Here is a 16172-nt window from a genome sequence, read left to right as displayed (position 1 = left end):
CAGGCCAAGAATTCATGAGTTGAATCAAGGGATTCCAGGATGGACGTACAACGCAAGCTGGAGATTCTGGCGGATGCCGCCAAATACGATGCGTCCTGCGCCTCCAGCGGCACCGAGAAGCGGGATTCCAGCGACGGCAAGGGCATGGGCTCGACCGCGCCCGGCATGGGCATCTGCCATTCCTACGCGCCGGACGGACGCTGCATCTCGCTGCTCAAGGTGCTGCTGACCAACGCCTGCAATTACGATTGCCTCTATTGCGTCAACCGCGCCTCCTCCAACGTGCCGCGCGCCCGCTTCACCATCGAGGAGGTGGTCAAGCTGACGCTCGACTTCTACCGGCGCAATTACATCGAGGGCCTGTTCCTCTCCTCCGGCATCATCCGCAGCCCTGATTACACCATGGAGCAGGTGGTGAGCGTTGCGCGCAAGCTGCGCGAGGAGCATCACTTCCGCGGCTATATCCATCTGAAGACCATTCCGGAGGCCGACGACGCCCTGATCGCGGAAGCCGGCAAATATGCCGATCGTCTCTCAATCAACATCGAGATGCCGCAGGAGACGAGCCTGCAGCAATTCGCGCCCGAGAAGAACGTCCGCGCGATCCGCCGCACCATGGGCCGGCTGCGGCTGAAGCTCGACGAAGCCGAGGACAGCCGCAGTGCAAAGACGAAGGCAAAACCGCAGCGCTTCGCGCCGGCCGGCCAGAGCACGCAGATGATTGTCGGCGCCGATAGCGCCTCCGATCACACCATTCTCCACACAAGCGCCAATCTCTACGGCTCATACAAATTGAGGCGCGTCTATTACTCCGCGTTCAGCCCGATTCCCGACGCGAGCCGCGCTTTGCCTCTGGTACAGCCACCGCTGCTGCGCGAGCACCGGCTCTACCAGGCCGACTGGCTGATGCGGTTCTACGGCTTCGACGTTGCGGAGATCGTCGACGACAGCGCGATGCTGCCGCTCGACATCGATCCGAAGCTCGCCTGGGCGCTGCGTCATCGCGACCGCTTCCCGCTCGACGTCAACCGCGCCAGCCGCGAGGAACTGCTGCGCGTGCCGGGCTTCGGCACCAAGGCGGTCGAGCGCATCATCGCGACACGGCGCACCACCACGATCCGCCTCGCCGATCTCGCGCGGCTGCACGTGCCCAAGCACAAGGCCCTGCCCTTCATCGTCCTCAGCGATCACCGCCCCTCACCGCATCGCCTCGACGCCGCCGGGCTGATCGAGCGGTTCAAGCCGAAAGCAACGCAACTGGGATTTGGCTTCTGATGCAGTATATCACCCTCGACACCGAAACCGATTTCGACGGCTGGCGCAAAGCCGCGCGTAGCCTCGTGCTGCACCACGTGCAGCCCAGCGATGTCACCTGGACCGTGCAAGGCGGCGAAGCGGAGTTGTTCGCGCCGCCCTCGCCGTCTCCGATCCTCGAGGTGAACGACGGCACCTTCAACGTATCAGGCAAATTCGTCGAGCTCGCCAAGGCTGCGATCCTGCATCGCGATCGCGAGCGCTTTGCGATCCTCTATCGCCTGCTGTTTCGGCTGAAGGACAATCACGATCTCATCGAGGTCGCGACCGACCCTGACGTCGCGCAGGTCACGGCGATGGCCAGAGCCGTCCATCGCGACGAGCACAAGATGCACGCCTTCGTGCGCTTCCGCGAGATCGGCAGGGAACGCCAGGCGCATTACGTCGCCTGGTTCGAGCCGGAACATCACATCGTCGAGCTCGCCGCGCCATTCTTCGCCAAACGTTTTGCCGACATGCCGTGGTCGATCCTCACCCCCGATCTCTGCGCGCATTGGGACGGCCATGCGCTCTCGTTCACATCAGGCGTCAGCAAGAGCGAAGCACCGGGCGAAGACCGGCTGGAGGAAACCTGGCGGCGCTACTACGCCAGCATCTTCAATCCGGCGCGGCTCAAGGTGAAGGCGATGCAGGCGGAGATGCCGAAGAAATACTGGAGGAACCTGCCGGAGGCTTCGATCATTAAGCCCCTGATCGAGGACGCCGAGCGCATGACCGGCGCCATGATCGCCAATGCCGCAACCGATCCGCACAAGCCTCAGAAGCGGCCGGAGGCTCCGATGACACGCAAGCTTGCTGCCGACGATCTCGAAGCGCTCCGCGAGGAAGCCGCCCATTGCCGCGCCTGCCATCTCTACAAGGACGCGACACAGACCGTGTTCGGCGAGGGCCCGAAGAACGCCAACATCATGCTGGTCGGCGAGCAACCCGGCGACAAGGAAGACCTCGCCGGCCATCCCTTCGTCGGCCCGGCCGGGCAGATGCTCGATCGTGCGCTGGAGGAGGCCGGCGTCGACCGCAAGAAGGTCTATGTCACCAACGCGGTGAAGCACTTCAAATTCGTGCCGCGAGGAAAGATCCGCCTGCACCAGAAGCCGAACACGCCCGAGATCCGGGCGTGCCGGCAACGGTATGAGCGGGAGGTTTCGGCGATCCAGCCCGACCTCATCGTGGCGATGGGCGCTACCGCCGCGCAGAGCGTGTTCGGCAAGAACACTCCGATCGGAAAGAACCGCGGCCGGTTGATCGATCTTCCCGACGGCCGCAAGGCGCTGGTGACGGTGCACCCGTCCTATCTGCTGCGGCTGCCCGATCCCGAGGCCAAGGTGCTGGAATATCAGCGCTTTGTCGAAGACCTGAAGATCGCCGCCGGCCTGCAGAGGAAATCCGCGCGCGCGGCCTAAATACTGGCAGGAAAGCGCTTTTCAACCGCCGCTTGTCATCCAGCCTTCAAATCCATCGCGGACAATACCCTTACCTGAAAGTTAAGGGGCGTCCTGACATGACCGATGTAGCATTCGACCGCGCGGTAGCCGATCCCGCGCCGATCCAGCCGGCCTCACGGCCCAATCTCGACAAGGGCTTCAACCCGCTGACGATGATCCTGTTCTTCGGCATCCTCGCCGCGGGCCTGCTGTTCGTCGCCTACAGCATCTATGTCGATGTCAACGCCACCGGCACGCGGGTCACGACCTTCCTGCCCTACATCCTGTTGTTCGTCGCGCTGCTGATCGCGCTCGGCTTCGAGTTCGTCAACGGCTTCCACGACACCGCCAATGCGGTGGCGACGGTGATCTACACCCATTCGCTGCCGGCTGAAGTCGCCGTGATGTGGTCGGGCTTCTTCAACTTCCTCGGCGTGCTACTCTCCTCGGGCGCGGTCGCCTTCGGCATCGTCTCGCTGCTGCCGGTCGAGTTGATCCTCCAGGTCGGCTCCAGCGCCGGCTTCGCCATGGTGTTCGCGCTGCTGATCGCCGCGATCCTGTGGAATCTCGGCACCTGGTTCTTCGGCCTGCCCGCCTCCTCCTCGCACACGCTGATCGGCTCGATCATCGGCGTCGGCATCGCCAACGCCGTTATGCGCGGCCGCGACGGCACCTCGGGCGTGGACTGGAGCAAGGCCACCGAGATCGGCTACGCGCTGCTGCTGTCGCCGTTGTTCGGCTTCATCTGCGCCGCCGTGCTGCTGCTCGTGCTCAAGTTCATCGTGCGCAACCCGGCGCTCTATGCTGCGCCCGAAGGCAACAAGGCGCCGCCGCTCTGGATCCGCGGCCTGCTGATCGCCACCTGCACCGGCGTCAGCTTCGCGCACGGCTCCAATGACGGTCAGAAGGGCATGGGCCTGATCATGCTGATCCTGATCGGCACCGTGCCGACCGCCTACGCGCTCAACCGCGCGCTGCCGGAATCCCAGGTCGCCCAGTTCCAGAAGACCTCGGAAGCCGCCGCGAGGGTGATCTCGGCGAAGGGCGCCGGCCACAGCATCATCGGCGATCCCCGTCCGGCGGTGACGCAGTACATCACGCTGCACCACATCAACGAGGGCACCTATCCCTCGCTCGCCGTGCTGGTGAGGGATGTCGGCGACCAGGTTGCCAAATACGGCACGCTGAACAAGGTGCCGGCGGAAGCCGTCGGCAACACCCGTAACGACATGTACCTGACCTCGGAAGCGATCCGCTTCCTGATGAAGGACAAGGAGAACGATCTCAACAAGGAGGAGATCGCGACCCTCAACGCCTACAAGGGCTCGCTCGATGCCGCCACCAAGTTCATCCCGAACTGGGTGAAGATCGCGGTCGCCATCGCGCTCGGCCTCGGCACCATGATCGGCTGGAAGCGCATCGTCATCACGGTCGGTGAGAAAATCGGCAAGAGCCATCTCACCTACGCGCAGGGTGCCTCGGCCGAGCTCGTTGCCGCGGCCACGATCGGCGCCGCCGACGTGTTCGGCCTGCCGGTCTCGACCACCCACGTGCTGTCGTCGGGCGTCGCCGGCACCATGGCGGCGAACGGTTCGGGCCTGCAATGGTCGACGATCCGCAATCTGCTGATGGCCTGGGTGCTGACGCTGCCCTGCGCGATCATGCTGTCGGCCACGCTCTACGTGATCTTCTCGCGGATCTTCTGAGTTCCTCTCCCTCTCCCCGTTCTTACGGGGAGAGGGTTGGGGTGAGGGGCTGCTTCCGCGACACGGTGAGAGACAAACTCGCGGAGAGTCCCCCTCACCCGAATTCGATCTTCGATCGAATTCGACCTCTCCCCGCAAGCGGGGCGAGGTGAACAAGAGACCCTTAAGACGCCGCCAGCGATTCCTCGACCAGCTTCACCCAATACGACGTGCCGAACACGATCGCCTCGTCGTTGAAATTGTAGGCGGGGTGATGCAGGCCGGCGCTGTCACCGTTGCCGCAGAAGATGAAGGCGCCGGGGCGCGCTTCCAGCATGTAGGCGAAATCCTCGCCGCCCATCAGCGGCGGCATCTCGTGCACGTTGGCATCGCCCGCAACCTGCCCGGCAATGCGCCGCGCCACCTCGGTCTCGGCCGCGTGGTTGTTCACGACGGGATAATTGCGCTTGTAGTGCAGGTCGATCTTGGCGCCGGTGATCTGCGCCACGCCCGCCACCACCTCGTGCACGCGCTTCTCGACGAGCTTACGCACCTCCGGCGACAGCGTGCGGATGGTGCCCCTCAACGTCGCCGTCTGCGGAATGACGTTGCGGGCGTTGCCGGCGTGGAATTCGCAGATCGAGATCACCGCCGATTCCAGCGGATCGACGCTGCGCGCGACGATCGACTGCAGCGCGGTGATCACCTGCGCACCGACCAGCACGGAATCGATGCATTTGTGCGGACGGGCGGCATGGCCGCCGAGGCCCTCGATCATGATGTCGACCTCGTCGGTCGCCGCCATGATCGGACCGGGACGGATCGCGAACGAGCCGACCGGGATGCCCGGGCCGTTGTGCATGCCGTAGACCTGCTCGATGCCGAAGCGTTCCATCAGGCCGTCCTTGACCATGGCTGCACCGCCGGCGCCGCCCTCCTCGGCCGGCTGGAAGATCACGATCGCATCGCCGGCGAAGTTGCGGGTCTCGGCGAGGTAGCGCGCGGCGCCGAGCAGCATCGCGGTGTGGCCGTCATGACCACAGGCGTGCATCTTGCCCGGGTTCTTGGAGGCGTAAGGCAGATTGGTCTGCTCCTCGACCGGCAGAGCGTCCATGTCGGCGCGCAGGCCGATCACCTTGAGCCCCTCGCCGGCCGGCTTGCTGCCCTTGATCACGCCGACCACGCCGGTCTGGCCCATGCCGGTCACGACCTCGTCGCAGCCGAACTCGCGCAGCCGGTCCGCCACGAATGCTGCGGTGCGGTGGACATCATACAGCAGCTCGGGGTGCTCATGGATGTCCCGGCGCCAGGCCTGAATATCGGGTTGGAGGTCGGCGACACGGTTCACGATGGGCATGGAGGGTCTCAAGCCTTGTTGGGAATACAGGACTGTCTACCATGCAAGCGTCAGTCCACCCAACTCCCCGGTATCGGGGCCTGGCTCTGACGAACAGGCATGGCCGGGCTTGTCCCGGTCCGGCGGGTCTGCCTATTAGGGCGGAACGTCAAGTGACCATCCGGGTGGAAGCAGAATGCCGAGACGGCTCGAAGGTGAGTTTGACTACATTGTCGTAGGTGCGGGCACGGCGGGCTGCATTCTCGCCAACCGGCTCTCGGCAGATTCGCGCAATCGGGTGCTCATCCTCGAAGCGGGCGGCGACGACAACTGGATCTGGTTCCACATTCCCGTCGGCTACCTGTTCGCGATCGGCAATCCGCGCTCGGACTGGATGTTCAAGACCGAGGCCGAGCCGGGCCTGAACGGCCGGTCGCTCGCCTATCCCCGCGGCAAGGTGATCGGCGGCTGCTCGGCAATCAACGCCATGATCTCGATGCGCGGCCAGGCCGCCGATTACGACCATTGGCGTCAGCTTGGGCTGACCGGCTGGGGCTACGACGATGTGCTGCCGCTGTTTAGGCGGATCGAGGATCACTTCCTGGGCGCGAGCGAGCATCACGGTGTCGGCGGCGGCTGGCGCATCGAGGCACCGCGGCTGTCGTGGGCCGTTCTCGATGCCGTCGGGGATGCCGCAGAAGAAATGGGCATCAAGCGCATCCCGGATTTCAACACCGGCGACAACGAAGGCACCAGCTATTTCCATGTCAACCAGAAGCGCGGACGGCGCTGGTCCTCGGCGCGCGGCTTCCTCAAGCCCGCGCTGAACCGTCCCAATTTGCGACTCGAGAAGCACGTGCTGGTCGACCGTCTCATCATCGAGCAGGGCCGCGCCGTCGGCGTGCGCTTCATCCAGAACGGCGAGGTCATCGAGGCGCGTGCGAAACGCGAGGTGGTGCTCTCGGCCGGCGCGATCGGATCGGTGCAGGTGCTGCATCGCTCCGGCATCGGCCCGGCCGACTGGCTGTCGCCGCTCGGCATCGACATCGTCATGGACAAGCCCGGGGTGGGGCGCAATCTCCAGGACCATCTGCAGCAGCGCGCGATCTACAAGGTCGAGGGCGTGCGCACGCTGAACGAGACCTATTACAATCTGTTCCGCCGCGGCCTGATGGGGCTCGACTACGCCTTCCGCCGCCGCGGCCCGCTGACCATGGCACCGTCGCAGCTCGGCATCTTCACGCGCTCCGATGCGACGCGCGCGCGCGCCAACATCCAGTTCCACGTGCAGCCGCTGTCGCTCGACAAGTTCGGCGATCCCCTGCACCGCTTCCCCGCCATCACCGTCAGCGCCTGCAATCTGCAGCCGACCTCCCGCGGCACCGTGCGGCTGCGCGCGACAACGCCCGATGAGAAGCCGATCATCGCGCCCAACTACCTGTCGACCGACGACGACCGCCAGGTCGCCGCCGACGCCATCCGCACCACGCGTCGCCTGATGCAGCAGAAGGCGCTAGCAAAATATCGCCCGAGCGAATATCTGCCTGGTCCCACCGTCGGCGACGACGACGCTTCGCTCGCGAAAGCCGCCGGCGACATCGGCACCACCATTTTCCACCCCGTCGGCACGGCAAAGATGGGGACGGCGAACGATCCGATGGCCGTGGTCGACGAACGCCTGCGCTTCTACGGACTCACCGGTCTGCGCATCATCGATGCCTCGATCATGCCGACCATCACCTCGGGCAATACCAACACGCCAACCGCGATGATCGCGGAGAAAGGCGCGACGATGATTTTGGAGGATGCGAAGTAGACGAACCCGTAGCCCGGATGGAGCGAAGCGCAATCCGGGACGCCGCCGCAACACTGACCCCGGATTACGCTTCGCTCCATCCAGGCGACAGATCTCCCCCTCACGAAATCGTCATCGTAACAGGGAATAAGTCTCCCCCTCCCCCGATCACCTCCCCGAAGCCCAATTCCGGGCGACGTGGAGAGGCGCGATGAGCGGACAAGATCACGCAGATGACGGCGTCAGCCGCCGCAAGGTGCTCGAATGCATGACCTGGGCCGGCACCGGGGTGCTCTGGACCGTCACGGGCGGCGTGCCGCGCTCGCTCGGCATCATCGATTCGGCTGAGGCCGCAACGGCGGCGACGCCCGGCATGAGCTTCCTCCAGATCAGCGACAGCCATGTCGGCTTCGACAAGCCGGCCAATCCCAACGCGCTCGGCACGCTGGAAGAGGCCGTGAACAAGATCAACGCGATGCCGGCAAGGCCATCGTTCATGATCCACACCGGCGACATCACGCATCTGTCGAAAGCCGCTGAGTTCGACAATGCCGAGCGCATCATCTCGCAGACCAAGCTCGACGTGCACTACGTCCCCGGCGAGCATGACTTCATCGACGAGGAGGTGAAACTCTATCGCGAGCGTTACGGCCGCGGCACCAAGGGCCACGGCTGGTACTCGTTCGACGCCGGCGGCGTGCACTTCGTCGGCCTGGTCAACGTCGTCGACCTCAAGGCCGGCGGGCTCGGCAATCTCGGCGCCGAGCAGCTTGCCTGGCTCGAGGACGATCTGCGCGGCAAGTCGAAATCGACCCCGATCGTGCTGTTTGCCCACATCCCGCTCTGGACCGTCTATCCCGAATGGGGCTGGGGCACCGAGGACGGCGGCCGCGCGCTCGAATACGTCAAGGGCTTTGGCTCGGTCACCGTGCTCAACGGCCACATCCACCAGGTGATGCAGAAGGTCGAGGGCAACGTCACCTTCCACACCGCGCGCTCGACCGCCTTCCCGCAGCCGGCGCCGGGAGCCGCTCCCTCGCCCGGCCCCATGAAGGTCGAGGACGCAAGGCTGCGCTCCATGCTCGGCGTTGCCAGCATCAACTTCAAGCAGAACGAGCAGCGGCTCGCGATCATCGACACACCGCTCCAGGGTTAAGGCTGAACGGAAGCTGACAATGAAGACTCTCAACCGCCGCGACTTCGGTGTCGATTTCGGTCTCGCTCTGGCCGCGGCCATGCTGTTGCCCGCAACAAGAGCCCGCGCCGACGACATGGACGTGCACATCGACAACTTCGTTTTCCAGCCGGCCGAGCTCAAGATCAAGGTCGGCACCACCGTGACCTGGACCAACCGGGACGACATCCCGCACACCATCGTGTCGGCCGGCAAGTTCAGGTCCAAGACCCTGGACACCGACGACAGGTTCTCCTTCACCTTCACCAATGCGGGCGACTACAAATATTTTTGTTCGCTGCACCCGCACATGACGGGGATGATCAAGGTTGAGTAACGTCTCCAACCAAGGCATCAACGTCCTGCCCGGCCGGTGGTCCCACGCCGGCCGGGCGCATGAGCCTGCAGTCACGGCAAAAGAAGAAGCGGAGGCAAAGCGAGGAGCGATGCCCGCCACAGACGATGTGCAGAAGGCACGGCGCTTCCGCGAGGCGGCGCTGCCCTATCTCGACGACGTCTACACGCTCGCGCGCTACCTGCTGCGCGATGCCTCCGACGCCGAGGACGCGGTGCAGGAGTGCTATCTGCGCGCGCTGAAGCATTTTGACAGCTACCGCGGCCCGGCGATGAAGCCCTGGCTGTTCGCCATCCTGCGCAACGTCTGCAACGCCGAATATGCGCGGCGCGCGCACCGGCCCAGCGCGATCGACGACACGCCCGGCGCCGACGAGCAGACGCCGCTCTGGCAGGAGAGCGAGGCGAGCCCCGAGACCGAAGTGCTGCGCGGCCGCGATGCCGGCGCGATCCGCAAGCTGATCGACGCGCTCGCCGACCCCTTCAAGGAAACCTTCGTGCTGCGGGAGATCAACAACCTGTCCTATCGTGAAATCGCCGAGGCCGTCGGCGCGCCCGTCGGCACCGTGATGTCCCGCCTCGCCCGCGCCCGCGCCATGCTGCGCGCAGCCTGGACGGCGGAAGAGGAGCAAGCGAAATGACCTGCGACGAAGCAAGGATCCTGCTTCACGCGCTGCTCGACAACGAGCTGGACGCCGGCCACGCGCGCGAGGTCGAAGCCCATATCACCGGTTGCCCGGACTGCGCCGCCGAGCTTGCCGCGCAGCGCGAGATGCACCGCGCGCTCGCAGAAACCAATCTGCGCTACACCGCGCCGGCGGACTTGCGCGCCCGCATCGAGGCCTCGCTGCCGCAGCCGCAGCGCCAGCAACCGAGTCGCCGCTCCGTGCTGCGCGGCTTTGCGATGGGATCGGCCGTCTCTGCGCTCGCCGCCTCCGGCGTTGTCGCAGTGGTGCTGCGCCAGGACGACCAGCAGCGTATCCTCTCGGAAGTCGTCTCCGCGCATCTGCGCTCGCTCCAGGCCGGCCACCTCACCGACGTGGTCTCGACCGACCAGCACACCGTCAAGCCCTGGTTCAACGGCAAGCTCGACGTCGCCCCGCCGGTGATCGACCTCACCGCGCAAGGTTTTACGCTGGTCGGCGGCCGGCTCGACTATATCGACGCCCGCGCCATCGGCGCGGTGGTCTACCGGCGCCGGCAGCACGTGATCAATCTGTTCGTGTCGCAAACCGCGAGCACCGAGCACCGGCCGCCGAAGACCCAGACCATGCAGGGCTTCAACTGCCGCCGCTGGGGCGGCCGCGGCCTGAACTTCTGGGCCGTCAGTGATCTCGGCGCCGACGAGCTCGCTGAATTCGTCGACAAGTTCGAAGCGGCGATGAAGGCGAATGTGGAGGGATAGCTGCGCCGGCGCACGCCGTCATTCGAGCGGAGGAAACCGCTCGAACACGGGCAGTTCGTGGGCGCGCTCCATCCAGCCAATCCGCTCGGCGACCTGGATGTGCATTGTCGCCGGAACGGCGTTGGGATCGTCATAGGTGCCGCTCTGGACGTCGATGGTTCCAGGCATCAGGCTTTCGTTGATGTAGAACAGCCCGGTGCCGCAATCGGCGCAGAAGTGCCGGCGTCCATGCTCGGAGGAATGATAGATCTTCGGCTGGCCACGGACCACTTTGACCGCGTCGAGCGAATACATCGCCCAGCCGACCATCGGCGCCCCGGAATGGCGGCGGCAATCCACGCAATGGCAGAGCGCGTGCACCATCGTGTCGCCGCTCACTTCATAGCGGATCGCACCGCAATGACAGCCGCCAGTCACAGGCATGGCTCACTCCTCTCCCGGTCAGGGTCAATGCCGGGAAAGTAAGTGCCGATTTTGAGTTTCGGGAGGCGGACTGCTTCAGCAGGCCGCAGGTCGCGACACCAGGCCGCGGCGGAGCCTTAAGCCGACCGCCGCACCGCGTTGTCCACCAGGGTCTTGCCGAGCGACCAGATCGCACCGGGGACCTTGTGGCTGCCGGCGATGACGTCGTCGAAGGCGCGCTCAATCCAGCCGCAATCTTCCTCGGTGATGGTGAGCGGCGGCAGCAGCTTGATGGTGTGGCTGCCGTGGCCGGCGACCTGCGTCAGGATCTTGTGATCCTTGAACAGCGGCACGGTGATGAGCTGGCAGAACAGGCCCTTGTTGGCGGTCTCCAGCACGTTCCAGGAGGCGCGCAGGCGCAGCGATTTCGGCGGGCCGAACTCGACGCCGATCATCAGGCCCTTGCCGCGCACTTCCTTCAACAGCTCGTAGCCGGGCACCATGCGCGTCAGCGCCAGGCGCAGCTCGGCGCCGCGCTTGGCGGCGGACTCGATCAGCTTCTCGGACTCCATGACATCGAGCGTGGCGATGCCAGCGGCCATGGCGAGGTCGTTCTTGGAGAAGGTGGAGCCGTGCACGACCGCGCGGTCCATCTGGTTGAAGATCTTGTCGAAGATGCTCTTGCGCGTCAGCACCGCGCCGACAGGCACATGGCCGCCCGAGAGCGACTTCGACAGCAGCACCATGTCGGGCTCGACGTTCCAGTGCTCGACCGCGAGGAAGCGGCCGGTGCGGCCCATGCCGGTCTGGATCTCGTCGGCGACGAACAGCGTGCCGTATTTCTTGCAGAGCGCGGCAGCTCCCGGCAGGAACTCGTCGGTGGGCATGTTGACGCCCTTGCCCTGGATCGGCTCGACGATGAAGGCCGCGACCTCGCGCGAGGCCAGCGCCTTCTCGAGCGCGGCCAGATCGTTGAACGGGACCGGGGTGCAGCCCGGCAGCAGCGGCTCGAAACCGGTGCGGAAATTCGAATCACCCGTCAGCGACAGCGCGCCATAGGTCAGGCCGTGATAGCCGTGGGCGCAATAGACAATGCCGGGGCGCCCGGTGGCCCCGCGCGCGAACTTGATCGCGGCCTCGACGCATTCGGCGCCGGAATTGGCAAAGAACGCCTTGTCGAGATAGGGAACGTATTTCAGCAGGCGCTCGGCCAGCACGCCGGCGAGCGTCGAGACGTCGAACTGAACGAGGTTGGGCAGGTCGGCATCGAGCACGCTCTTGAGCGCCTCGCGCATGACCGGATGGTTGCGCCCGATCGCAAACACGCCAAATCCGGACAACAGGTCGAGGTAGCGCGCGCCCTCGCGGTCGTAGAGGTACTGCCCCTGCCCCTTCTGGAAGCCGACATCGTAGCCGATGGTCTTGAGGACGCGGACGAACTGCTCGTTCAGATAACGATTATGCAGGGCGCTGCGCTGGGCCTGCCGGTCCGCGAACAGCTGAGACATGTCTGGATTTGGACTGTGCATCCGCTACATACTTCGGTTGAGGGCCGTCTCGTCAACTGAAAACGGACCGTTCCTGAAAACGGTCTGTGCGGCCTTTTGCCCTTTTTCGGACCATCTTCGCAAGCACAGCTTTTAGATCATGTTGCACTGCCAAGGAACACTCATGCGTTTGGCCCTTTACACCGGAATAATACTGGCTGGCGGTTACGCCTGCCTGACGCCTGCCCTCGCCGCCGATCCCACCGGCGACTGGCGGGTCGCCGACGGCGTCGCCAACATCCGTGTCGCCCAGTGCAATGGCAGCATGTGGGGCGCCGTTTCCTGGGAGAAGAAGCCCGGCGGCCGCGACGAGAACAACCCGGATGTGTCGAAAAAGAACAGGCCGACGCTGGGCATGCCGACCCTGATCGACATGAAGAAGAAGCCCGGCGCCGATCAGTGGGAAGGGCAGGTCTATAACGCGCAAGACGGCCAGACCTACAGCGCGACCATCACACCTATCGGCACCGACCAGCTCGAAATCAAGGGCTGCGTGATGGGCTTCCTGTGTGGTGGCGAGACCTGGACCCGAGTCGGGCCGCCGATCCCCTTGAGCCCCGCCAACGCCATGGCCAAGGGCGCGCCGAAGTCCACCAGCGCGGCGCCGAAAGCCCAGGGAGCGCAACAAGGAGCGCAACCAGCAGCCCAACAAACAGCCCAGGCACCCCAAGCCACAACCGGCGCCACAGCACCCGCACCGGCCGCGAAGACGGCCGCTGCGACCAAGCCCGGTCAGAAGGGCGCCGCCGATCCCGTCGGCGACATCTGCCTACTCCCTGACATTGCGGGGCTTGCCCATTAGGGCCGGCTGGAACAGCAGCACGGCGGCGAGCGTCGTCACCAGCGAGAGCGCGAGCAGCTTGCCCATACTGGACGTGCCGGGATGGCTCGACAGCCACAGGCTGCCGAATGCGGTCGCCGTCGTCAGCGCGCTGAAGAAGATCGCGCGCGTCAGGCTGGTCTGAAGCAGGTTTGTTCTGCCGGAGCGCCAGGCCACGACATAATAGATCTTGAACGCGACGCCGACGCCGAGCAGCAGCGGGAACGCGACGATGTTGGCGAAGTTGAGCGGCAGGCCGATCAACACGCAGATTTCGAGCGTCACGGCACCGGCAACCAGAAGCGGCACCAGCGTCATCAGCACGTCCACGAACCGGCGCAGCGTGATCCACAGCAAGAGCCCGATCACGAGCAGCGCGTAGATGCCAGCGTGGATGAACGCCTTCACCACGGTGTCGCCGGATTTCAGGATCGAGACCGGCCCGCCGATCGCGGTCGGCTCGGCCTTGAGCACCGCCGCCGCAAATTTGCGCAGCGTGTCGTTGTCGTTGGGATCGCCCTTGGGCAGCGCCTCGACGCGGATGATGCCGTCCTTGCTCTTCCAGGCGCTGACGAGGTCGGGCGGCAGCGAGCTCAGGGTGACGGGACCCGCCTGCAACGCGTTCCTGAGCTGGTCGAACACGATCTTCATCGGCGTGACGAACACGTCCTGCGCCTTGTTGCGCGTGGCCTCGTCGCCATTGGCGAGCTTCTCGAGCGCATCGGCGAGCCGGCGCGAGGCGACCGCGCCCGGCCCCTTGGCGTCACCGGCAGTCCGGCGCAGATTGTCGACCGAGGATTTCAGCGACTCCACGTTCTCCTGGTCCGTCGGCGCCGCATCGATCTGGTCGGGGTTGAGCGCGGGATTCAGCACCTTGGCGCCCTGCGCGATCAGCTTCAGCTTCGGCTGCTGGTCCTGGGGCACGAAGCTGTCGAGCGACATCACCCGGAGCACTTCGGGCACCTTCTCGAGCCTCGCCTCGACCTGCCTTGCCTGCTCCTCGGACGTGGTCATCACGTTGATGGCATTGGCGCCGGTGTTGGGATCCTTGCGCAGGTCGAGGAAGGTCGCGATCGACTCGGCGTGCGGATTGCGCAGGTTCATCGGGTTGAAGTCGAACTTCATGAAATAGAGCAGCGGCAGGCCGGCGAGCGCCAGCAGAAGCGTGCCGCCCACAACCAGCACGCGGTGTTTCTCCAGGAAGTGATCGAGCGGCGCGAGGAAAGCGTAGCCGACCGGCTCCATCTCGCCGGGCGGGTTCAGCAACTTCAGCATTGCCGGCAGAACGGTGATCGAGGAGAGGAAGGCCACCAGCATGCCGACGCCGGCGATCTGGCCCAGCTCCGCGATGCCCTTGTAGTCCGTCGGCATGAAGCAAAGGAAGCCTGCCGCGGTCGCCATCGCCGCCAGCGACAGCGGCACCGCCGAGCGTTTCGCAGCCAGCACCAGCGCACCGCGGAGGTCGTTGTGCTTGTAGCGCTCCGAGCGATAGCGGACGCTGTACTGGATGCCGAAATCGACGCCGAGGCCGACGAACAGCACCGCGAACGCAATCGACAGCAAATTGAATGATCCGACCATCATCAGGCCGGCCGCCGTCGTGATCGCGAGGCCGACGAAGAGATTGATGAACACGGCGAAGATGATCTTCCCCGAATGCAGCGCCAGCCACAGGATGAGCAGCACGACGAGGACGGTGCCGACACCGTTGACGACGGCGCCTTCCTGAACGGTGGCGTATTCCTCGTTCGCGATCGGGACCGGACCGGTCAGCCGCACCCGCGCCTGGAATTTGGTCGGAAAATCGAGGTCGGCGGCGGCCTTGCGGATTGCATCCGTGGCGTCCTTGCCGGGCTCCAGCGCGTTGTAGTCGAGGATCGGCTTGAACTCGATGAAGGCGCGCTTGTCCGAATCCGACAGCGGCTCGTCGCTGACGAGCTCGCGCCAGGAGAACGTCGCATTGCCCTTGTTGAGCACGGTCTCGACGGTCTGCGCGATCTGGTTGAAGGGCCGCTCGGTGCCGTCGAGCTTCACCTGCCCCCGCTTGACGCCGGCAAGCCCGGTCTCGAGCGCGCCGGTCAGGCCGCGGATCGAGGGATCGCCGGCCATGATCTCGATCAGGGGCGCTGCGGATTCGAACTGACCGGTCGCCTTGGCGACCTCTTCGGTCGGCAGGAACAACAGGCCATTGCGCTCGAAGAACTCGCCGGTGCCGAGCTGCTGCATCGACACGAAATTGGTCTTGTCGTCTTTCAGCTTCGCATAGAGCGCGTCCGCCGCGGCGGTCGTCAACTCGGGCGTCTTGGCCTCGACGACCGCGAGAATTGTCGCGTCACGGTCGAAGGCGCGGTCGAATTGCTGGTCGCGCTGCCGCCAGTCGAGATTTTGGGCAATCAGCGAATTGATATCGGTGTTGATGGCGAAATGGCGCGCAGCGTAATGGCCCGCGGCCACCGACAGCAGGAGCCCGAGAACGACGACGAGGGAGGCAAACCGGGTGCAGGCCCTGACGATGGCAACGACTACGCTTTGCAGCACATCATTTCTTTCTGGTGTTAACAGCTTGCCGGAAACGCCCGCTGTTTATCGGAGTTCCCGGGCGAAACCTATTGCTGTTTTGGGTGGTTCTCGCCGCAACAAGGGTTCGAGGTAAACGGCGGGAGACCATGGCAAAATCATGCGGGGCGGTCGGTATAGCCGTGGAGTTGAGGCGGGAAAGTGACGAAGGGGTGAGCACAAATGTCGCCATTTTGCTCACGGCAATTCCTATACTATGGTACCGCGAAATTCAGCCGGCAGGGAACATGGTTTCATCCGAGCTTTCCTTTCTGCCGATTTTTTGACACAAAGTGCTGTGCCTCCATGCGCCGGGGCCCAGTTGGGGTGGGCGGTTACCGCGTGCGCGAGGCCAATGGT

General features: G+C 64.8%; 13 protein-coding genes. 9 read left to right on the top strand and 4 right to left on the bottom strand.

Annotated elements, in window-relative coordinates; genetic code table 11:
* Nucleotides 1–39 precede the first annotated feature (39 nt).
* From JQ603_RS27160 to JQ603_RS27150, 3 genes are all read left to right on the top strand, one after another.
* The gene (locus tag JQ603_RS27160) at nt 40–1275 is read left to right on the top strand and encodes a putative DNA modification/repair radical SAM protein (RefSeq protein ID WP_212343737.1); all 1236 of its coding nucleotides are present in this window, start codon (nt 40–42) and stop codon (nt 1273–1275) included.
* Nucleotides 1275–2717: a UdgX family uracil-DNA binding protein gene (locus tag JQ603_RS27155; RefSeq protein ID WP_212343736.1), complete on the top strand. Its 1443-nt coding sequence runs from the start codon at nt 1275–1277 to the stop codon at nt 2715–2717. The genes JQ603_RS27160 and JQ603_RS27155 overlap by 1 nt, the downstream gene beginning before the upstream one ends.
* Before the next feature lie 98 nt (nt 2718–2815).
* Nucleotides 2816–4444: an inorganic phosphate transporter gene (locus tag JQ603_RS27150; protein WP_212343735.1), complete on the top strand. Its 1629-nt coding sequence runs from the start codon at nt 2816–2818 to the stop codon at nt 4442–4444.
* 163 nt (nt 4445–4607) lie between these two features.
* Here the strand turns inward: JQ603_RS27150 and JQ603_RS27145 are convergent, their stop codons facing one another.
* Complete coding sequence (locus JQ603_RS27145) at nt 4608–5780, bottom strand: M20 aminoacylase family protein (RefSeq protein ID WP_212343734.1); 1173 nt, start codon at nt 5778–5780, stop codon at nt 4608–4610.
* Nucleotides 5781–5955: 175 nt separating this feature from the next.
* Here JQ603_RS27145 and JQ603_RS27140 point away from each other — a divergent pair, with 175 nt between their 5' ends.
* The 5 genes from JQ603_RS27140 (at nt 5956) to JQ603_RS27120 (ending at nt 10487) form a co-directional block, all read left to right on the top strand.
* The gene (locus JQ603_RS27140; RefSeq protein WP_212343733.1) at nt 5956–7575 is read left to right on the top strand and encodes a GMC family oxidoreductase; all 1620 of its coding nucleotides are present in this window, start codon (nt 5956–5958) and stop codon (nt 7573–7575) included.
* 190 nt (nt 7576–7765) lie between these two features.
* Nucleotides 7766–8710: a metallophosphoesterase family protein gene (locus tag JQ603_RS27135; protein ID WP_212343732.1), complete on the top strand. Its 945-nt coding sequence runs from the start codon at nt 7766–7768 to the stop codon at nt 8708–8710.
* Between the two features lie 19 nt (nt 8711–8729).
* Entirely contained in the window at nt 8730–9065 is a 336-nt protein-coding gene (locus JQ603_RS27130; protein ID WP_212343731.1) for a cupredoxin domain-containing protein, read from the top strand.
* A 109-nt stretch (nt 9066–9174) separates the two neighbouring features.
* On the top strand, nt 9175–9723 hold the full coding sequence (locus JQ603_RS27125; protein WP_212343730.1) for a sigma-70 family RNA polymerase sigma factor: 549 nt from the start codon (nt 9175–9177) through the stop codon (nt 9721–9723).
* On the top strand, nt 9720–10487 hold the full coding sequence (locus JQ603_RS27120) for an anti-sigma factor family protein (protein WP_212343729.1): 768 nt from the start codon (nt 9720–9722) through the stop codon (nt 10485–10487). Before JQ603_RS27125 ends, JQ603_RS27120 begins: the two co-directional genes overlap by 4 nt.
* Before the next feature lie 18 nt (nt 10488–10505).
* Here the strand turns inward: JQ603_RS27120 and JQ603_RS27115 are convergent, their stop codons facing one another.
* Together JQ603_RS27115 and hpnO are read right to left on the bottom strand one after the other, a co-directional pair.
* On the bottom strand, nt 10506–10910 hold the full coding sequence (locus JQ603_RS27115) for a GFA family protein (RefSeq protein ID WP_212343728.1): 405 nt from the start codon (nt 10908–10910) through the stop codon (nt 10506–10508).
* 116 nt (nt 10911–11026) lie between these two features.
* On the bottom strand, nt 11027–12418 hold the full coding sequence (gene hpnO / locus JQ603_RS27110) for an aminobacteriohopanetriol synthase HpnO (protein ID WP_212343727.1): 1392 nt from the start codon (nt 12416–12418) through the stop codon (nt 11027–11029).
* Between the two features lie 142 nt (nt 12419–12560).
* On the opposite strand from hpnO, the gene JQ603_RS27105 reads away from it, so the two are divergent.
* Nucleotides 12561–13238, top strand: a complete 678-nt coding sequence (locus JQ603_RS27105) for a DUF2147 domain-containing protein (protein WP_212343726.1) — start codon at nt 12561–12563, stop codon at nt 13236–13238.
* On the opposite strand, the gene JQ603_RS27100 is transcribed toward JQ603_RS27105, so the two are convergent.
* Entirely contained in the window at nt 13206–15794 is a 2589-nt protein-coding gene (locus tag JQ603_RS27100; RefSeq protein WP_212343725.1) for an MMPL family transporter, read from the bottom strand. The genes JQ603_RS27105 and JQ603_RS27100 overlap by 33 nt on opposite strands.
* Between the last annotated feature and the right edge of the window lie 378 nt (nt 15795–16172).

The sequence above is a fragment of the Bradyrhizobium liaoningense genome (assembly GCF_018130825.1).
Taxonomy (GTDB): Bacteria; Pseudomonadota; Alphaproteobacteria; order Rhizobiales; family Xanthobacteraceae; genus Bradyrhizobium; species Bradyrhizobium liaoningense_B.
Note: the sequence above shows the minus strand (reverse complement) of the source record. Positions and strands in the feature narration are given on the sequence as shown.